The sequence below is a fragment of the Streptomyces sp. NPDC021224 genome (assembly GCF_044332905.1).
Taxonomy (GTDB): domain Bacteria; phylum Actinomycetota; class Actinomycetes; order Streptomycetales; family Streptomycetaceae; genus Actinacidiphila.
Window position 1 is genome coordinate 368,534 of record NZ_JBIRPW010000005.1, and the last position, 18,190, is coordinate 386,723.

At 73.1% G+C, this 18,190-nt stretch carries 18 protein-coding genes; 16 read left to right on the plus strand and 2 right to left on the minus strand.

The annotated features are described in order from the left end of the window. Positions 1 to 53 precede the first annotated feature (53 nt). The 8 genes from ACH4PY_RS15805 to ACH4PY_RS15840 all read left to right on the plus strand — a co-directional run bounded on the left by ACH4PY_RS15805 (position 54) and on the right by ACH4PY_RS15840 (position 8,112). Complete coding sequence (locus ACH4PY_RS15805) at positions 54 to 1,121, plus strand: glucose-1-phosphate thymidylyltransferase (RefSeq protein ID WP_398181672.1); 1,068 nt, start codon at positions 54 to 56, stop codon at positions 1,119 to 1,121. Then, entirely contained in the window at positions 1,118 to 2,110 is a 993-nt protein-coding gene (gene rfbB, locus ACH4PY_RS15810) for a dTDP-glucose 4,6-dehydratase (protein ID WP_398181675.1), read from the plus strand. The genes ACH4PY_RS15805 and rfbB overlap by 4 nt, the downstream gene beginning before the upstream one ends. Further along, entirely contained in the window at positions 2,107 to 3,006 is a 900-nt protein-coding gene (gene rfbD / locus ACH4PY_RS15815; protein ID WP_398181677.1) for a dTDP-4-dehydrorhamnose reductase, read from the plus strand. Before rfbB ends, rfbD begins: the two co-directional genes overlap by 4 nt. After that, on the plus strand, positions 2,999 to 4,384 hold the full coding sequence (locus tag ACH4PY_RS15820; protein ID WP_398181680.1) for a lipopolysaccharide biosynthesis protein: 1,386 nt from the start codon (positions 2,999 to 3,001) through the stop codon (positions 4,382 to 4,384). The genes rfbD and ACH4PY_RS15820 overlap by 8 nt, the downstream gene beginning before the upstream one ends. 75 nt (positions 4,385 to 4,459) lie before the next feature. Beyond that, positions 4,460 to 5,179, plus strand: coding sequence for a glycosyltransferase family 2 protein (locus ACH4PY_RS15825; protein WP_398181683.1), 720 nt, complete (start codon positions 4,460 to 4,462; stop codon positions 5,177 to 5,179). Positions 5,180 to 5,181: 2 nt separating this feature from the next. Then, positions 5,182 to 5,589 (plus strand): DUF2304 domain-containing protein, encoded by a 408-nt coding sequence (locus ACH4PY_RS15830; protein ID WP_398181686.1) that lies wholly within the window; start codon positions 5,182 to 5,184, stop codon positions 5,587 to 5,589. After that, positions 5,576 to 6,580 carry a glycosyltransferase family 2 protein gene (locus ACH4PY_RS15835; RefSeq protein WP_398181689.1) on the plus strand — a complete coding sequence of 335 codons (1,005 nt, stop codon included), beginning with the start codon at positions 5,576 to 5,578 and terminating at the stop codon, positions 6,578 to 6,580. The genes ACH4PY_RS15830 and ACH4PY_RS15835 overlap by 14 nt, the downstream gene beginning before the upstream one ends. After that, positions 6,577 to 8,112 carry a DUF6020 family protein gene (locus ACH4PY_RS15840; RefSeq protein ID WP_398181692.1) on the plus strand — a complete coding sequence of 512 codons (1,536 nt, stop codon included), beginning with the start codon at positions 6,577 to 6,579 and terminating at the stop codon, positions 8,110 to 8,112. The genes ACH4PY_RS15835 and ACH4PY_RS15840 overlap by 4 nt, the downstream gene beginning before the upstream one ends. On the opposite strand, the gene rfbC is transcribed toward ACH4PY_RS15840, so the two are convergent. Next, a complete protein-coding gene (gene rfbC / locus ACH4PY_RS15845) occupies positions 8,058 to 8,681 on the minus strand; it encodes a dTDP-4-dehydrorhamnose 3,5-epimerase (protein WP_398181696.1) in 624 nt (207 codons plus the stop codon). The two genes, ACH4PY_RS15840 and rfbC, sit on opposite strands and share 55 nt — an antisense overlap. 176 nt (positions 8,682 to 8,857) lie before the next feature. Between rfbC and proB the strand changes: the two genes are divergently transcribed. The 5 genes from proB (at position 8,858) to ACH4PY_RS15870 (ending at position 14,155) form a co-directional block, all read left to right on the plus strand. Further along, positions 8,858 to 9,997 (plus strand): glutamate 5-kinase, encoded by a 1,140-nt coding sequence (proB, locus tag ACH4PY_RS15850; RefSeq protein ID WP_398181699.1) that lies wholly within the window; start codon positions 8,858 to 8,860, stop codon positions 9,995 to 9,997. Between the two features lie 154 nt (positions 9,998 to 10,151). After that, positions 10,152 to 10,613: a hypothetical protein gene (locus ACH4PY_RS15855; RefSeq protein ID WP_398181702.1), complete on the plus strand. Its 462-nt coding sequence runs from the start codon at positions 10,152 to 10,154 to the stop codon at positions 10,611 to 10,613. Between the two features lie 363 nt (positions 10,614 to 10,976). Then, positions 10,977 to 12,263 (plus strand): glutamate-5-semialdehyde dehydrogenase, encoded by a 1,287-nt coding sequence (locus tag ACH4PY_RS15860; RefSeq protein WP_398181705.1) that lies wholly within the window; start codon positions 10,977 to 10,979, stop codon positions 12,261 to 12,263. A 112-nt stretch (positions 12,264 to 12,375) separates the two neighbouring features. Beyond that, on the plus strand, positions 12,376 to 12,807 hold the full coding sequence (locus tag ACH4PY_RS15865) for a hypothetical protein (protein ID WP_398181708.1): 432 nt from the start codon (positions 12,376 to 12,378) through the stop codon (positions 12,805 to 12,807). A 64-nt stretch (positions 12,808 to 12,871) separates the two neighbouring features. Beyond that, the gene (locus ACH4PY_RS15870) at positions 12,872 to 14,155 is read left to right on the plus strand and encodes a hypothetical protein (RefSeq protein ID WP_398181710.1); all 1,284 of its coding nucleotides are present in this window, start codon (positions 12,872 to 12,874) and stop codon (positions 14,153 to 14,155) included. Here ACH4PY_RS15870 and ACH4PY_RS15875 read toward each other — a convergent pair. Continuing rightward, complete coding sequence (locus ACH4PY_RS15875) at positions 14,037 to 15,155, minus strand: M48 family metallopeptidase (protein WP_398181712.1); 1,119 nt, start codon at positions 15,153 to 15,155, stop codon at positions 14,037 to 14,039. The genes ACH4PY_RS15870 and ACH4PY_RS15875 overlap by 119 nt on opposite strands. A 171-nt stretch (positions 15,156 to 15,326) precedes the next feature. On the opposite strand from ACH4PY_RS15875, the gene ACH4PY_RS15880 reads away from it, so the two are divergent. Genes ACH4PY_RS15880 through ACH4PY_RS15890 form a run of 3 tightly spaced genes read left to right on the plus strand, consistent with a single transcriptional unit; the run spans position 15,327 to position 18,076 of the window. Continuing rightward, positions 15,327 to 15,476: a hypothetical protein gene (locus ACH4PY_RS15880; RefSeq protein WP_398181714.1), complete on the plus strand. Its 150-nt coding sequence runs from the start codon at positions 15,327 to 15,329 to the stop codon at positions 15,474 to 15,476. 7 nt (positions 15,477 to 15,483) lie between these two features. Then, positions 15,484 to 16,086: a nicotinate-nucleotide adenylyltransferase gene (gene nadD / locus ACH4PY_RS15885; RefSeq protein WP_398181718.1), complete on the plus strand. Its 603-nt coding sequence runs from the start codon at positions 15,484 to 15,486 to the stop codon at positions 16,084 to 16,086. A 37-nt stretch (positions 16,087 to 16,123) separates the two neighbouring features. Next, entirely contained in the window at positions 16,124 to 18,076 is a 1,953-nt protein-coding gene (locus ACH4PY_RS15890) for an LCP family protein (protein ID WP_398181721.1), read from the plus strand. Positions 18,077 to 18,190 lie beyond the last annotated feature (114 nt).

Sequence of the window (18,190 nt, forward strand, 5' to 3'; positions counted from 1 at the left end):
ACCGGAAGTTCGGTCGGCCGACCACCGCCGTTCCCTTGACAAGGACGAGCAACGTGAAGGCACTTGTGCTCGCGGGAGGCGCCGGGACGCGTCTGCGGCCGATCACCCACACCTCGGCGAAGCAACTCGTACCGGTCGCCAACAAACCGGTCCTCTTCTACGGCCTGGAGTCCATCGCGGCCGCCGGGATCACCGACGTCGGGATCATCGTCGGGGACACCGCCGACGAGATCCGCGCGGCGGTCGGCGACGGCTCCGCGCTCGGCCTGGAGATCACCTACATCCGCCAGGAGGCCCCGCTGGGCCTGGCGCACGCGGTGCTGATCGCCCGCGAGTTCCTCGGCGACGCGGACTTCGTGATGTACCTCGGCGACAACTTCATCGTCGGCGGCATCACCGCCCTGGTCGACAACTTCCGCGCCGAGCGCCCGGACGCCCAGATCCTGCTCACGAAGGTCTCCGACCCGCGGGCCTTCGGCGTCGCCGAGCTGGGCCCGGACGGACGCGTGCGCACCCTGGAGGAGAAGCCGGACGTCCCGCGCAGCGACCTCGCGCTCGTCGGCGTCTACCTCTTCACGCCAGCCGTGCACGAGGCGGTGCGCGCGATCCGGCCGTCCCGGCGCGGCGAGCTGGAGATCACCCACGCGATCCAGTGGCTCGTCGAGCAGGGGCGGGACGTCCGCTCCACCACGATCTCCGGCTACTGGAAGGACACCGGCAACGTCACCGACATGCTGGAGGTCAACCGCTCGGTGCTGGAGACCGTGGAGCCGTGCTGCGAGGGCGAGGTCGACCCGGAGAGCGAGATCATCGGCCGGGTCAGGATCGAGGCCGGTGCCAAGGTCGCCGGCAGCCGGATCGTCGGCCCCGCGGTGATCGGCCCCGGCACCCTCATCGAGGGCTCCTACGTCGGCCCCTTCACCTCGGTGGCCGGCGGCTGCGTCATCCGGGACAGCGAGATCGAGTACAGCATCGTGCTGCGCGACTCCTCGGTGTGCGGGGTGGGCCGCGTCGAGGCCTCGCTCATCGGCCGCAACGTCGAGGTGACCCCGGCCCCCCGCCATCCGTCCGCGCACCGGCTGGTGCTGGGCGACCACAGCAAGGTGCAGATCTCCTCATGACCGACCGCGTCCTGGTCACCGGCGGCGCCGGCTTCATCGGCTCGCACTACGTGCGCACCCTGCTGGGCCCCGGCGGCCCCGCCGGAGGCCGCGACGTCGAGGTGACCGTCCTCGACAAGCTCACCTACGCGGGCAACCCCGCGAACCTCGACCCGGTGCGCGACCACCCCGGCTTCCGCTTCGTCGAGGGCGACATCTGCGACGCGGAGCTGGCCGCGCGGCTGGTCGAAGACCACGACCAGGTCGTGCACTTCGCCGCCGAGTCGCACGTGGACCGCTCCATCCTGGGCGCGGCCGACTTCGTCCGCACCAATGTGCTGGGCACCCAGACGCTGCTGGACGCCGCGCTGCGCACGGGCCTGCGCACCTTCGTGCACATCTCCACCGACGAGGTGTACGGCTCGATCGACGAGGGCTCCTGGCCCGAGACCGACCCGCTGCGGCCCAACTCGCCCTACTCGGCGTCCAAGGCCGCCTCCGACCTGCTGGCGCTGTCCTACCACCGCACCCACGGCCTGGACGTACGGGTGACGCGCTGCTCCAACAACTACGGGCACCACCACTTCCCCGAGAAGGTCGTCCCGCTGTTCATCACCAACCTGCTGGACGGCCTCCCGGTGCCGCTCTACGGCGACGGCGGCAACGTCCGCGACTGGCTGCACATCGACGACCACGTCCAGGGCATCGACCTGGTGCGCACCGGCGGCCGCCCCGGCGAGGTCTACAACATCGGCGGCGGCACCGAGCTGTCCAACAAGGAGCTGACCGCCCTGCTGCTGGAGGCGTGCGGCGCGGGCTGGGACAGCGTCGAGCACGTCACCGACCGCAAGGGCCACGACCGCCGCTACTCCGTGGACTGCACCAAGATCCGCACGGAACTCGGCTACCGCCCCACGAAGGACTTCACCGAGGGCCTCGCCGAGACCGTCCGCTGGTACCGCGACAACCGCGCGTGGTGGGAGCCGCTCAAGGCACGGGCCGCCCTGTGAGCGACGCAGGGGGTTCCCGGTGGCTGGTCACCGGGGCCGGGGGCATGCTCGGGCAGGACGTGCTGGGGCGGCTGCGGGCCGAGCCGGGGGTCGAGGCGGTCGGGCTGGGGCGCGCGGCGCTCGACGTCACCGACGCCGCCGCCGTACGCGCCGCGCTGGACGCGCACCGTCCCGACGTCGTCGTCAACTGCGCGGGCTGGACGGCCGTGGACGACGCCGAGACGCACGAGGCCGACGCCCTGCGGGCCAACGGCGACGGGCCCGCGCGGCTCGCCGAGGCGTGCGCCGGCGCCGGGGCCCGGCTGCTGCACCTGTCCACCGACTACGTCTTCCCCGGCGACGCCGCCACCCCCTACGCCGAGGACGCCGCCCCCGGGCCGCGCAGCGCGTACGGCCGCGGCAAGCTCGCGGGGGAGCGCGCGGTGCTCGCCGCCGCCCCGGACACCGGTTACGTCGTCCGCACCGCGTGGCTCTACGGCGCGGGCGGCGCGAACTTCGTCCGGACGATGATCCGGCTGGAGCGCGGCCACCCCACCGTCGATGTCGTCGACGACCAGCGCGGCCAGCCCACCTGGACCGCCGACCTCGCCGACCGGCTCGTCCGGCTCGGTTCCGCCGCGCTCGCCGGGACCGCCCCCGCGGGCGTCTACCACGGCACCAGCGGCGGCGAGACGACCTGGTACGGCCTGGCCCGCGAGGTCTTCCGGCTGCTCGGCGCCGACCCCGACCGGGTGCGGCCCACCACGACCGCCGCCTTCCCGCGCCCCGCGCCCCGGCCCGCGTACAGCGTGCTCGGCCACGACCGCTGGCGGGCGGCGGGCCTGGAGCCGATCCGCGACTGGCGGGCCGCGCTGGCCGACGCCTTCGGCACACTGCGGGCGGCCGCCGATGACTGACGGGGCGGGAACGGAGACGGAGACCGGGACCGAGGCCGGGGCGGGCAGCGGCACCCGGACGCGGACCGCGGCGCGGACCTCGCCCGCGCGGCTGGTGCGCGGCGCGGTCGCGATGCTGCCGCCGGGCACCGCGCTGGTCGGCGCGGGCACCGCGGTGCTGGGGCTGGCCGGATACGTGCAGCTCGCGGTCGCCGGGCACGTGCTCAGCTCGGACCGGATGGCCGGGCTGAGCGTGCTGTGGACGCTGGTCTTCTCCGTGGGGCTCGGGCTGTTCTTCCCGGTCGAGCAGGAGATCACCCGGCTGGTCGCGGCGCGTGTCGTGGTCGGCGGACGGGTCGCGCCGGTGCTGCGCCGCGGGCTCGCCACCTCGCTGCTGCTGCTCGCGGTGGTGTGCGCGCTGTCCGCCGCGGTGGCCAGGCCGCTCGCCGACCGGCTCTTCGACGGCGACCTTGCGCTGGTCGGCGCGCTGTGCGCGGCCTTCGCCGGGCTGTCGGTGGCGCACGTCACCCGCGGGGTGCTGGCCGGGGCGGGCCGCTTCCGCGCGTACGGCTTCCAGCTCGCGCTGGACGGCTCGCTGCGGGTCGTGCTGTCGGTGGTGCTCGCGCTCGCGCACGTGCGGACGGTGCTGCCGTACGCCGCGATACTGGCGCTGCCGACGCTGGTGTCGGTGCTGGTCACGAGCCCCACGGTGATACGGGCCGCGGGCTCGTGGACGGGCGGCGAGCGGCTGCCGTGGCGCGCGCTCGCCACCGGCCTGGCCGCGCTCGTCCCGTCCACGCTGCTGGCGCAGGCGCTCGTCAACGCGTCCGTGGTGAGCGCCAAACTGCTGAGCGCCGCGGACACCGCGTTCATCACCGCGCTGCTGTCGGCCGTGGTGCTCGCGCGGGTGCCGCTGTTCGTCTTCGGTTCGCTCCAGGCCTCGCTGCTGCGCGGGCTGTCCTCCGCGGTGGCCGCGGGGGACCGGGCGACGTTCCGTCAACTGCTGTTGCGCACGACGGCGTTCACCTTGCTGCTGGGCGGCTCGGGCGGACTGGTCGCGGTCGTCGCCGGACCGTGGCTGGTGCCGCGGCTGTTCGGCTCGCCGCATCTGCTGGGTGCGGCCGACTTCGCGTGGCTGTCCGGCGGCACGCTGCTCTACATGCTGGCCTCCGTGCACGGCCAGGTGCTCCAGACGATGGGCGGCCACCGGCGCCAACTCGCCGCGTGGGCCTGCGGGATCGCCGCGCTGCTCGTCGTGACGGCGGCCCCGTTCGCGGTGCGCGACCGGGTCGAGATCGCGTACGCCGTTGGCGCGGCGGTCACCGAGGCGCTACTTGCCGGGATGGCGTACGTCACTTGGAGGCAACCAGAAGCGGGACTTCTCCGTCAGACGAAGTGAGGCGCTCGCGCGGGGGGTGAACCGACGTGCGCGCCGGGCCGGTTTCTGTGCGGGAGCAACACGAGAGGCTGCGGCATGACGGCAACTGTCACCACGCCGTTGTTAGCGGGGGAGCGCGTCGAGGACGTCTGGCTCGTGACCCCGGTCTTCAACGAGGCCCAGGTCATCGGGGACGTGGTCGCCGAGGCGCGACGCACCTTCCCGCACGTCGTCTGCGTCGACGACGGCAGCACCGACGGCTCCGCACTGCGGATAGCCGAGGCCGGCGCCCACCTGGTGCGACACCCCGTCAACCTGGGCCAGGGCGCGGCCCTCCAGACCGGCATCGAGTACGCGCTCGCGCAGCCCGGTGCCCGCTACTTCGTCACCTTCGACGCCGACGGCCAGCACCGTGTCGAGGACGCCCTCGCGATGGTCGCGCTGGCCCGCGAGAGCGGCGCCGACGCCGTCCTCGGCTCCCGCTTCCTGCGCGGTGAGGGCGAGGTGCCCCGGCTCAAGCGCATCGTGCTGCGCACCGCCGCGGCCGTCAGCCCCACCGCGCGCAGGCTGCGGCTGTCCGACGCGCACAACGGGCTGCGGGTCTTCAACCGCGAGGCGGCCACCCGGCTGGACATCACCATGAACGGCATGGCGCACGCCTCGGAGATCACCGGCTTCCTCGCCCGGTCCGGACTGCGGGTCGTCGAGGCCCCGGTCGACATCCGGTACACCGACTACTCGCGGGCGAAGGGCCAGTCGCTGCTCAACGGCGTCAACATCCTCTTCGACCTGTCCCTGAACCGCCGGAGAAACTGACCGTGCTCATCCAGCTGGTCCTGATCGGCGCCGTCGTCGTCATGCTGGTGCTCTTCGCGCGCCGCTGGCACACCGCGGGCGTCCGCGCCTGGAAGCGCCTGGCCTTCCTGGCGTTCTGCCTCATCAACGCCTACGCGGTGATCCGGCCGCAGGACACCACGCGCGCCGCGCACCTGCTCGGCGTCGGACGCGGCACCGACCTCGTCCTGTACTTCCTCGTCGTCGGCGTCACCGGGCTCGCCCTCAACACCTACCTGCGCTTCCGCGCCCTGGAGCAGCGGCTCACCGAACTCGCCCGCGACCAGGCCCTGCGCAGCGCGCACCGCCCGGACGACGCCGCGTACGTACCGGCCGGCGCCCCGCCCGCACCGCACACCCCCGAAGGGACCGCCCCCGGTGACGACGATTGACATCATGCTGCCGTACTACGGCGACCCGGAGCTGATGCGGCAGGCGGTGCGCAGCGTGCAGGCGCAGACCGACCCGCACTGGCGGCTCACGGTCGTCGACGACGGCAGCGAGCCCGGCGTGCCCGAGTGGTTCGCCGCGCTCGGCGATCCCCGGGTCCGCTATCTGCGCAACCCCGTCAACCTCGGCATCACCGGGAACTTCCGCCGCTGCGTCGATCTCGTCGAGCACGACCTCGCGGTGCTCATGGGCTGCGACGACCTGATGTGGCCCAGCTACGTGGCCGTGCAGCGGGCGGCGGCCGAGGCGATGCCGGGCGCCGCGATGTACCAGCCGGGCGTGCGGGTCGTGGACGGCGCGGGCGAACCGGTACGCACCCTGGTGGACGCGGCGAAGAAGCGCATCGGCCCGCCCGCCCGCACCGAGCGCGCCCGGCAGTCCGGCGAGGCGCTCGCGGCGAGCCTGCTGCGCGGCAACTGGCTCTACTTCCCGGCGATGTGCTGGCGCTCGCGCACCCTCAAGGAGGTCAGCTTCCGGGAGGACCTGACCGTCGTCCAGGACCTCGCCCTGGTCATGGAGCTGCTGCTGCGCGGCGAGGAACTGGTCACCGACCCGGAGGTCTGCTTCGACTACCGGCGGCACGCGCTGAGCGAGTCGTCCGTCCAGGCCTTCTCCGGCACCCGCTTCGCCGAGATCCGCCGCTACCTGCTGGGCGTCGCCGCCGACTGCGACGCCGCGGGCTGGCACCGCGCCGCACGCGTCGCCCGGCGCCATGTGACGACCCGGCTGCACGCCCTGACGATGGTGCCGCGCGCCCTGCGGCACGGCCGCTTCGGCGCCGCGCGCAGCCTGACCGGGCACGCCTTCGCCCCCGTGCGACGCGGCCCGGCCCGTCCGGCCCCGCTCGGCGGGGCGGTTCCGCCCGAGCCCGTCGGCGCGGCGTCCGGCGCCTCCGGTCCGTCCACCCCGTCCTCGTCCTCCTCCGCCTCATGACCGCACCCGCCCTGCGTCGGCTGGCCGCGCCGCTGCGCCGCGTACCGCCCCGGCTGCGGATCGCCGCCGCCGTCTACGCCGGCTGCCAGGTGGTGCTCCTGCTGTGGTGGGCCGCCTTCTACCCCGCCAGGACCAGCGCGGACAGTGTCACGTACACCTACGAGGTGACCGACGGGCCCTGGCGCTCGGACCACTCCGTCGCCTACGACGCCCTGGAGTGGCTGTCGCTGCACCTCAGCGGCGGCGTCGCGGCCCTGACGCTGCTCCAGACGGTGGCCACCGCCGCCGCCCTCGGCTACGTCTGCCACTGCCTGCGCGCGCTCGGCGTACGCGGCCGGTGGAGCGCGCCCGCCGCACTGCTCGTGGTGCTGCTGCCCTCCAGCGGCACCTTCGTGGTCTACGTGTGGAAGGACGTCGCCTTCGCGGTGGCCACCCTGGTCGCCTTCGGCGCGCTCGTCTCGCTGACCGCCCGCCGGCTGCACACGGACGGCCCGCTGCCCGCGGACCGGGGCCTGCGCCGCGACACCCTGGTGCTCGCCGCGGGCTTCCTCGGCATCGGCCTGTTCCGCAACAACGGCTTCCCGGTGCTGCTGTGCGCCGGGGTGCTGCTCGTGCTGCTGCTGCGCGGCATGCGCCGCCGGATGGCGCTGGCCGCCGCCGTACCGCTGGTGATCACACTGCTGCTCAACGGGGTCGTCTACTCCGCGCTCGGTGTGCAGAAGCCGCGCCCGGACGAGGCGTACGCCTTCAACTACGCCGACATCGGCGTCGCGTACGGCGAGCGCCCGGACACCTTCACCCCCGCCGACCTGGCCCTCATGAGGCAGGTCGCGCCGCTGTCGCACTGGTCGGGACCGGGCGCCGACTGCCACGAGGCCGACGCGCTGATGCGCAAGCCGATGAACCGCCTCAAGGCCGGGCAGCTCAACGACCAGCTGATGGACCTGTGGTTCCGCATCCTCAAACGCACCCCGGGGCTCGTCGTGCACGCCAGGCTGTGCCGCGCGGACATCGCCTGGAAGCCCTTCGGCACCCACACCGGCCTCTACTCGCCCTCCTCGCGCGCGGCCCTCGACAAGTGGCACGCCGCCCGGCACGACTCCGCGCGCAGCGTCCCGTACGGCGACTCCCTCTACCCGCGCCCGCTGTCGTACAAGCTGAACCACCTGGCCACCGACCTGCTCCGGCGCAGCGAGCGGCACTACGTCCAGCCCGCCGTGTGGCGCGGGGTGAACTGGACGTACCTGGGCTACCTGATCGTGCTGCTGGCGGTGGTACGGCGGCGGCGCCCGGTGCTGCTCGCGCTCGCCGCGCTGCCGGTCGGCCTCCAGCTCACCGTGCTGGTCGCGAACCCGTCACCGCTGTGGCGGTACATGTCCGCGTCGCTGATCCTCGGGGTGCTGACGCTGCCCGTCGCCGCCCTGGCCCTCGCACCGCGCCCCGGGCGCGACGCCGGGCCGGACGGCGAACCGCCCGGTCAGCCCGCGGCGGCACCGGCCGAGGCGACCGCGGCGCGCAGCTCCTCGACGTAGGAGCGGCACGCCGCGTACGACGGCAGCAGCCCCTGCTCCCGCGCCTGCGCGAGGGTGGGGGCCGCCGCGTCCTTCTCCGACAGCAGCGGCGGCACGTCCTGCGGCCACTCGATGCCGAGCGCCGGATCCAGCGGGTCGATGCCGTGCTCCCGGCTCGGGGCGTAGCCCTCCGAGCACAGGTACACCACGGTGGCGTCGTCGGTGAGCGCCATGAACGCGTGGCCCAGGCCCTCCGACAGGTAGACCGCGCGGTGCTCCACGTCGTCCAGCCGCACCGCCTCCCAGCGGCCGAAGTCCGGCGAGCCGGTGCGGATGTCCACGACCACGTCCAGCACCGCGCCGCGCACGCACTTCACGTACTTCGCCTGCCCGGGCGGCACGTCGGCGAAGTGCAGGCCGCGCAGCGTGCCGCGCGCCGACACCGAGCAGTTGGCCTGCGCCAGCCGCAGCCGGTGGCCCGCGGAGGCGAGGAAATCGCCCTCGGTGAACCACTCGTGAAAGCTTCCCCGCACATCCTGGAAGACCTTCGGCTCGTGCACCCAGGCACCGGGGACGGCAAGCTCCCGCATGAGTTCTCCTCTGGTGGCCGCGCTGCCGCGCGTGTCGGGCCCGGCACGGCCCGTGAGCCATCGTAGATCCCACAACGGCCCCTTCCGCGTCTCGCCGTCCGAGACGATGCGGGGCTCCCGGCGGTTTCGGGCCACACTGGGGGCGGCGGAACGGTCGACCCGAGGGACGGACGCAGGTGACGACGGCGGCACGGCAGGACGTGGTGCAGGCCCGCAGAGTCGTGGTGAAGGTCGGCTCGTCCTCGCTGACCACGGCATCCGGCGGGCTGGACGCCGACCGGGTCGACGCGCTCGTGGACGTCCTGGCCAAGGCCCGCGAGGAGCGCGAGGTCGTCCTCGTGTCCTCCGGCGCCATCGCCGCCGGGCTCGCCCCCCTCGGCCTGCCCCGCCGCCCGCGCGACCTCGCCCGGCAGCAGGCCGCCGCCAGCGTCGGCCAGGGCCTGCTCGTCGCCCGCTACACCGCCTCCTTCGCCCGCTACGGCATCCGGGTCGGCCAGGTGCTGCTGACCTCGGACGACGTCAGCCGCCGCACCCACTACCGCAACGCCTACCGCACCCTGGACCAGCTGCTCGCGATGGGCGCGCTGCCCGTCGTCAACGAGAACGACACCGTCGCCACCGACGAGATCCGCTTCGGCGACAACGACCGGCTCGCCGCCCTCGTCGCCCACCTTGTACGCGCCGACCTGCTGGTGCTGCTCTCCGACGTCGACGGCCTCTACGACGGCGACCCGCGCACCCCCGGCACCTCCCTCGTCGGCGAGGTCCGCGGCCCCGCCGACCTGGAAGGCATCTCCATCGGCAGCGCCGGCCGCTCCGGCGTCGGCACCGGCGGCATGGTCACCAAGGTCGAGGCCGCCGCCATCGCGACCGGCGCGGGCGTCCCCGTCGTCCTCACCTCCGCCGTGCACGCCGCCGACGCCCTCGCCGGACGCCCCACCGGCACCCACTTCCACCGCACCGGCAAGCGCTCCGCCGACCGGCTGCTGTGGCTCGCCCACGCCTCCGCCCCGCGCGGCTCGCTGCGGCTGGACGCCGGGGCCGTCCGGGCGGTCACCCAGCGGCACAGCTCACTGCTGCCCGCCGGGCTCACCGGCGTCGAGGGCGACTTCGCCGCCGGCGACCCCGTCGACCTGGTGGACGAGTCCGGCGCCGCCGTCGCCCGCGGGCTGGTCAACTACGACGCCCGCGAGCTGCCCCGGCTGCTCGGCCGCAGCACCCACGAGCTGGCCGCCGAACTCGGACCCGCCTACGAGCGGGAAGTCGTGCACCGCGATGACCTGGTACTGCTGCGCCGCCAGGGACACACGAGCTGATCTCGTCCGGGGCTTCTTGCCGAAAACGCCCCCGCGCCCTGCCGGAGCCTGGTCAACTTTGATGAGGATGCGATGCGCAGGTACGTCCCTGCCGCCGCTCCCGTCGCACCGGCGGGACCGGCCGCGGTGGGCGCAACCCACAGGGAGGCCGCCGGTGAAACGAGGGCGCCCAGGGCAACTGACCAGGACGTCGACGGAGCGAGCGCTGGTCAGCGTCGACCGCGCGGCACCGGACGCCCACGTCGTGCCGCACCAGGCCCGTCCGCAGGAGCGGGCCGCCGCCCGGCTGTGGCACGTCACGCTCAGCGTCGCGGGACCCCACACCCCCCTGCCCGAGCTGCGGCGCGCCCTCGAACAGCTCGCGAACGACCACCCCTTCCTGCTGACCAGCCGCTACGCACCCGACCACGCGGAGATCCGCTACTGGGAGGAAGCGCGCGACGTCCACGACGCGGCCGCGCTGGCGCTCCGGCTCTGGGGCGAACACCGCTCCTCGGCGAAGCTGCCCCCCTGGGAAACGGTGGGTCTCGAGGTCATCGACCGGGTGACCTACCACCAACGCATCGCCGCCGGCGCGGTGCCTTCCCCCATCCCGGCGGGCGTCCACCCCTTCTGACCTCCCCCCGCGGGAAGCGCACGGCTGCGCTGCGGGGCACCCGTTTTTCGGGGTGCGCGTGCCGCGCCGGGGACCCGATTTTTTAGGGGCGCAGGGAACTGCGCGCTCAGCCACCCACGTGGCGCGGGTCGTCACCGGCCGAAAGGGGCAGTTCGGTCCGCTCCGGACCACCGGCCGGTGGTGGGCTGAGCACGCAGTTCCCCGCGCCCCTAAAACGCTCGCCCTGCGCGGCAAGCGCGGCCCGAAAACGGTTGCCCCGCGCGGCAAGCGCGAGCCAGGAACGGGTGCCCGGCGGGGCAGGGGAGCGTCCCAGCGGATGGGCAGCGGGGGCGCGAGGCCCCACGGATTCAGTACCCTGCACGCATGGATGCGCTGACGTCAGGCGAAGAGTCCCCCGTCATCCGCGCGGCAACCCGCGCGAAGGCCGCCGCCGCGGAACTCGCCCCGCTGCCGCGCGCGGCGAAGGACGCCGCCCTGCTGGCGATCAGCGCCGCCCTCCGCGCGAGGGCCACCGACATCGTGGCGGCCAACGCCGACGACGTGGCCCGCGCAGCAGACGCGGGGACGAGTCCGGCGATCATCGACCGGCTGACCCTCACGGCGGAGCGCGTGGAGGCGATCGCCGCGGACGTCGACCATGTGGCGGGCCTGCCCGACCCGGTCGGCGAGGTGCTGCGCGGCTCGACGCTGCCGAACGGCCTGGAACTGCGCCAGGTCCGCGTCCCTCTCGGCGTGGTCGGCATCATCTACGAGGCCCGGCCGAACGTCACCGTGGACGCCGCGGCCCTGTGCCTGAAGTCGGGCAACGCGGTGCTGCTGCGCGGCTCGTCCTCCGCGTACTCCTCGAACGCCGCGCTGGTCGAGGTGCTGCGGGAGGCCGTCGAGGGCGCGGGTCTGCCCGCGGACTCCGTCCAGCTCGTACCGGGCGAGTCGCGCGACTCCGTCACCGAGCTGATGCGGGCCCGCGGCCTGGTGGACGTGCTGATCCCGCGCGGCGGCGCGTCCCTCATCCGTACCGTCGTCGAGGGTTCGACCGTTCCGGTGATCGAGACGGGCACGGGCAACTGCCATGTGTACGTCGATGCCGAGGCCGACCTCGACATGGCCGTGGACATCCTGGTCAACTCCAAGGCGCAGCGTCCGAGCGTGTGCAACGCCGCCGAGACGCTGCTGGTGCACCGCGACATCGCGGACCGCTTCCTGCCGCGCGCGCTGGACGCGCTCGCCGACGCCGACGTCACCGTGCACGGCGACCCGCGGGTGCTGGCCGTCGCGGAGGAGTCCGGCAGCAAGGCCACCGTGGTGGCGGCGACCGCGGAGGACTGGGAGACGGAGTACCTGTCGTACGACATCGCCGCCGCCGTCGTGGAGTCGCTGGACGCCGCGGTCGCGCACATCCGGCGGTGGTCGTCGGGCCACACCGAGGCGATCGTGACGTCGTCGCAGCCCGCGGCCCGCCGCTTCACCCGGCTGGTCGACGCGGCCGCGGTGATGGTGAACGCCTCGACGCGTTTCACCGACGGCGGCCAGTTCGGCTTCGGCGCGGAGATCGGCATCTCCACCCAGAAGCTGCACGCGCGCGGCCCCATGGGCCTGCCGGAGCTGACGTCCACCAAGTACGTCGTCACCGGGGACGGCCACATCCGCTGACCTGCGGCGCCGCCCCGACCCGGGGGCACTGGGCCGTCCGGGTGCACAGCCGGCCCACAGGCGGCTCGGATTCCCCTGCCCAAAAGGCCAACTTCCGCATTACTCTGGACAGATGCCGGACGATGACGAGTTCGCCTCCGTAGTCCTCGACGAAGAATTCGTACGGTCTGCCCTGTTCCACGAGCCCACGGCCCAGGAACGGATGCTCGCCGTCGCCGAAGGTCCCGCTACTGCGCCCGGGTGGTCCGGGCGGCGCGGGTCCGGCCGCCATGACGTCCCCGAGCTGGACGACACGGCGGATCTTGCCCCCGATCCCCTCTATGCCGCGGGGCACCCCTACCGTGGCAGCAGCACGCGCTGGCACCGCCCGGTGGCCTGGGCTCTCGCCGTGGTCATGGGCATCGGAGTGGTCGCGCTGACCTTCGCCGCGGTCTACCGCGGAGCCGGTGCGGGCACCCGACGGCCGGCCGACGCGCCGCCGTCCAGCGGCAGTCAGGTGGGGCGGCAGAGCCTGCCGCCCGTCGTCGGCGCACCCGCGCCCTGATCCGATGTCAACTCGGCCGGTACGGGGGAGTTTATTCCCGCGTCGGCGGACATAACCTTGTGGTATGAGCGGGCCTGGAGACCCTCCTGAGGGCACGCCCGAGGGCGCCTCAGGAGGCGGTGAGGACGAATTCCGATCCGTCGTCTTCGACGAATCGTTCGTGAGGGCTGCCCGGATCCAGGAGTTCTCCGCCCGTGAGCGGCAGGACGAGGCCGGCCGTGCCGTCCGGGTACGCCACGCGCTGCCCGGCGGCCTGGCCCGCCAGGCGGTCGCCCTGGTGCTGCTGATCGTGCTGGCCTTCTCCTTCGCCGTGTACATGGGGGTGCGCCACCCCTACCACGCGCACGATCCGGCCTCCGGCACCGAGCTTCAGGTCACCGTGACCCCGCTGGTGCCCGACGGCCCGGTGCGCGCGGTGTCGCCCGACGCGCCCTTCGCGGGCACCCCCGCGGCCCGGCCCGACTTCCACAGCCGCGAGAAGGGCCTGGCGCTCCCGCAGGACGTGGAGGCGGTCGGCGACTTCGACGTGGACGACGTGACGGCCGGCTACGAGATCGTCCGGAGCTTCCTCGACGACTCCGGGCTCCAGGAGCAGACGGTCACCGGCGGTGACACCCGGGCCGTGCAGAAGCTGCTGGAGCCCGAGCAGCTCGACCTGTTCAACGGCAGCCTCAGCGCCCCGGTGGCGGACGGCGTGCACGAGGCCACCGGCTGGCTGGTGCGCTTCGACCCGGACCCGGGGGACCGCGTCGAGCTGGCGACCGACGACATCCGGGTGCGCGGCACCTATTCCGCGGACCTGACCACGGACGGGCGGCTGGAGGTCGTCGCCGACCACACCTACGTCTACGCCATCCGGGACGCCGCCGACCCCGACGGGCCGGTGTCGCTCTTCACCGTCCGGCGCCGGATGGCCTTCCACTTCACGCACGGCCAGCTGCGCGAGCACCGTCTGGAGGTCGTGCGCTCCGACGTCACGGCCGGGCCGCTCGCGTGCGCGGCGGAGGTGCAGAGCTACTTCCTGCCGATACTGGCCGGCCACAGCGCGCCCGACACCGTCAGCGGGGTGAACCCGTACGAGACGGCCGCCCCGCCCGGTGCCCGCTGCGCCCCGCTCACCGGGGTGGACCCGACGGAGGGCACGGGGGCCGATGCGAACCCGAGCACGACGGCCCCGAGCACGACGGCCCCGAGCGCGACGGCCCCCGCCGTCCTGGACACCGTGACCGCTACGGCAGCGGGCTCTCCGGCTGCCCGTCCTCAGGATCAGGACCGGATTCCGCTGTCCCCGAGTCCGCTGCTGACTCCTGCGGGCGTTCCGCGGTCGCCTGCGAGCCGGAGCCTGTGAAGCGGTCGCGGAGCCGGCCGCCGACGTCGGTCGCCCCGTTGGTGATGTCGCGTATCAGGCCCATCAGCGGGTCCTTGCTGCGCTTCATCGAGTCGGAGTAGTGCGTCGCGGTGTCGCGGAAGGCGTCGGAGACCGAGGCGTCCTTGTCCTGCGTGCGCTTGGGGTAGTGGCCGTCCATCAGCCGCTGGTACTCGCGGGTGGCGGCCCAGCGGCGCAGCTCGGAGGCCCGGATGGTGGTGAAGGGGTGGCTGCGCGGCAGCACGTTGAGGATCTTCAGGACGGAGTCGCGCAGGTCGCCGGCCGCCTCGTACTCGTCGGCCTGCTTGAGGAACGCCTCGACGTTCATCTCGTGCAGGTGGTTGCCGCCGGCGATCTTCATCAGGCCGCGCATCGACGCCTGGAGGTCCTGGCCGACGAGCAGCCCCGCGCGGTCCGCCGACAGCTCCGACTTGCGGAACCACTCGCGCAGCGCGGTGATGATCGCCAGCACCGCCAGGTTGCCCAGCGGGATCCAGGCGATGCGCAGCGCGAGGTTGGTGAGGAAGAGCAGTATCGTCCGGTAGACCGAGTGGCCGGACAGCGCGTGGCCGACCTCGTGGCCGATGACCGCGCGCATCTCCTCCTCGTCGAGCAGCTCGACCAGGCCGGTGGTCAGCACGATGACAGGCGCGTCCATGCCGATGCACATGGCGTTGGGCTGCGGATCCATCGTCACGTACATCGTGGGGACCTTCTCCAGGTCCAGGATGTGGCAGGCGTCCCGCAGCATCGCGTTGAGATGGGCGAACTGCTCGTCGCTCACCCGGACGGAGTCCGACAGGAAGAGCAGCCGCACACTGCGCTCGGGCAGCAGACCGCTGAGCGACTTGAAGACCGTGTCGAAGCCGCTGAGCTTGCGCAGCGCCACCAGGGCGGAGCGGTCGGCGGGGTGCTCGTACGCCCGTGACGAGATGTCAGGGAACCTTCTGCGGGTACGGCCCGGGACCTTCTCGGTACTCACCCGGTCGTCCCCTGATGCGTGCGACTCGGACATACTGGCCCAACCCCCTGCTAGCCCACCGGTACACAAATCTGGACGCGCGGAGCCTGCGCGAAGTTCCCACGGGCACGCCCGTACCATGTGCCGAGAGTCTTGCCGCCTGTCCCCGACTTCGCAAAGGGTTCCGCTGACATGTCGCCCGCCGCAGTCTCCGCACTGACCACGCTCGCCGAGGACAACGGGGGCAACCACCCCAGCCTCAGCCCGTACCTGACCGGCTTCGGCGCGCTGGGTGCCCTGCTCATCCTGCTGTGGCTGGTCACCCGCTTCAACCGCGACTAGTCTCACCATGTCCGACGCCAAACGCCGTATCGGTGTGATGGGCGGCACGTTCGACCCCATCCACCACGGGCACCTGGTGGCCGCGAGCGAGGTGGCGAGCCTTTTCCACCTCGACGAGGTCGTCTTCGTCCCCACCGGGCAGCCCTGGCAGAAGAGCGAGCGCGCGGTGTCACCTGCCGAGGACCGGTATCTGATGACGGTGATCGCCACCGCGTCCAACCCGACGTTCTCGGTCAGCCGCAGCGACATCGACCGCGGGGGTGCGACATACACCATCGACACCCTGCGCGACCTGCGTGCCGAGCACCCCGACGCGGACCTCTTCTTCATCACCGGGGCCGACGCCCTGTCGCAGATCTTCTCCTGGCGCCATGCCGAGGAGCTCTTCGCGCTCGCACATTTCATCGGGGTGACCCGCCCCGGGCATACCCTGTCGGACCCGGGCTTCCCCGAGGGCGGAGTGTCCCTCGTGGAGGTCCCCGCCCTGGCGATCTCCTCGACCGACTGCCGGCAGCGGGTGGCCAAGGGCGACCCGGTCTGGTACTTGGTTCCCGACGGAGTCGTGCGCTACATCGACAAGCGCGCGCTCTACCGGGACGCCTCCGGATAACACGCACCGCGAACCACAGCAGGTGAAGGGGTTCCTCGTGAACGACGCAAACCCCCGTTGGCACTATGCCGAGGGTGGACCAGACGACGAGAGGGACCCGAACCGGCAGGAGCCCTACTACGGGCAGCAGCCCTACGGTTACGAGGGGTACGGCGACCAGGGCGGTTACGACGAGTACGGCCGCCCCCGCCCGCAGGCGCCCCGGCAGCACGTCCAGCAGGCCCGCCCCGTCCCCCCGCAGCAGCAGTCCCCGCCCCCGCAGCCCGGCTACCAGGACCCCTACCAGACCTACGGCGGCGGCCACATCCCGCAGCAGCCCCAGCAGCCGTACTACGAACAGCCCCCGCAGCCGCAGTCCTACGACACCGGGCAGCACACCGCGTACCAGACCGGCCAGATGCCGGTGTACGACACCGGTCAGCAGCAGGCGTACGACACCGGCCGGCAGCCGGTCTACGAGACGGGCCAGCAGCCGGTCTTCGACACCGGTCAGCAGCAGGCGTACGACACCGGTCAGCAGCCCGTGTACGAGACCGGGCAGCACACCGTCTTCGACACCGGTCAGCAGCAGGCCTACGACACCGGGCAGCACAGCGCGTACCAGACGGGCCAGATGCCGGTGTACGACACCGGTCAGCAGCAGGCGTACGCGACCGGGCAGATCCCCGCGCAGGCCGAGCCGCCCGCGGAGCCGCAGGCCGGGCCGGGCAAGGGCGACGGGCGCGGCGGCTACCAGACCGAGATGTTCGCCTTCGTCGACGAGGAGTCCGAGCAGTCGGAAGAGGTCATCGACTGGCTGAAGTTCTCCGAGTCGCGCACCGAGCGCCGCGAGGAGGCCCGGCGGCGCAGCCGCCACCGCAAGACCGGGCTCGTCCTGGTGCTGGTGCTCGCCCTCCTCGGCGGCGCCGGGTACCTGTGGCAGGCCGGCAAGCTGCCGGGGACGCACAAGGACAAGGCCGCGACGGCGGCGGCGGGCGGGCCGCAGAAGCGCGACGTCGTCGTCGTGCACTTCATGCCCGTGGACGGCGGCCCCAGCGACACCGCGCTGCTCGTCGACAACGCCACCAAGAAGCGCGGCACCACCGTGCTGCTGCCCAACACCCTCTCCGTCACCTCCGACGACGGCACCGCCACCACCCTCGACAAGGCCGTCGACGACGGCATAGGCCCGACCCGGGACTCCCTGAACACCCTGCTCGGCGCCGACATCAAAGGCAGCTGGCGGCTCGACAGCCCCTATCTGGAGCTGCTGGTCGACGCGCTCGGCGACGTCTACGTGGACACCGACACCGCGGTGAAGGGCACCGGCAAGGACAGCGGCAAGACCGTCGTGCCGCAGGGCAAGCAGCAGGAGCTGTCCGGGCAGGCGGCCGTCGCGTACGCCACCTACCGGGGCGCCGGGGAACCGCAGAGCAAGCAGCTCGCCCGCTTCGGGCAGGTCTTCCAGGCGGTCCTGAAGAAGATGCCGAGCGACGCCGACGGCGCCACCAAGACCGTGCAGGCCCTCAGCCAGATCCTCGACCCGTCGCTCACCGACAAGCAGCTCGGCGCGTCCCTCGCCCAGCTCGCCGACCTCGCCAAGACCGGGCAGTACGACACCACGATGCTCCCGGTGCAGAAGGACGGCACCCTCAGCGCGGACGCCACCGACTCCGTCAAGGAGCTGCTGGGCGGCACCGTCAAGCAGTCCGAGGGCACCACCCAGCCGCGGGTCCTGATCACCGACGCGACCGGCAGCAAGTCCGCCGCCTCGATGGCGCAGGCCGCGATCGTGAACGGCGCCACGTACACCTACGTCTCCGGCGGCAAGGCGAGCGCCACCAAGAGCACCTCCCAGGTCCTCTACGCGGACACCGCCCGGCTGGAGGCGGCCAAGGACGTCGCCGCCACCCTGGGCCTGCCGCCGACCGCGGTCGCCAAGGGCAAGGTGCCGTCCAACGCGGACATCGCCGTCACGCTCGGCAAGGACTACACGCCGGACGCCTCCTGACCGCGGCCGCGGCCGTACCCGCGCCGACCGGCGCTTTCACCGGCTCCGGCCGGCGTGGGCAGGAAGAACCGGACGCCCGGTCGAAAATCCGGTCGGGGGCTGTCGGAGGGTCGT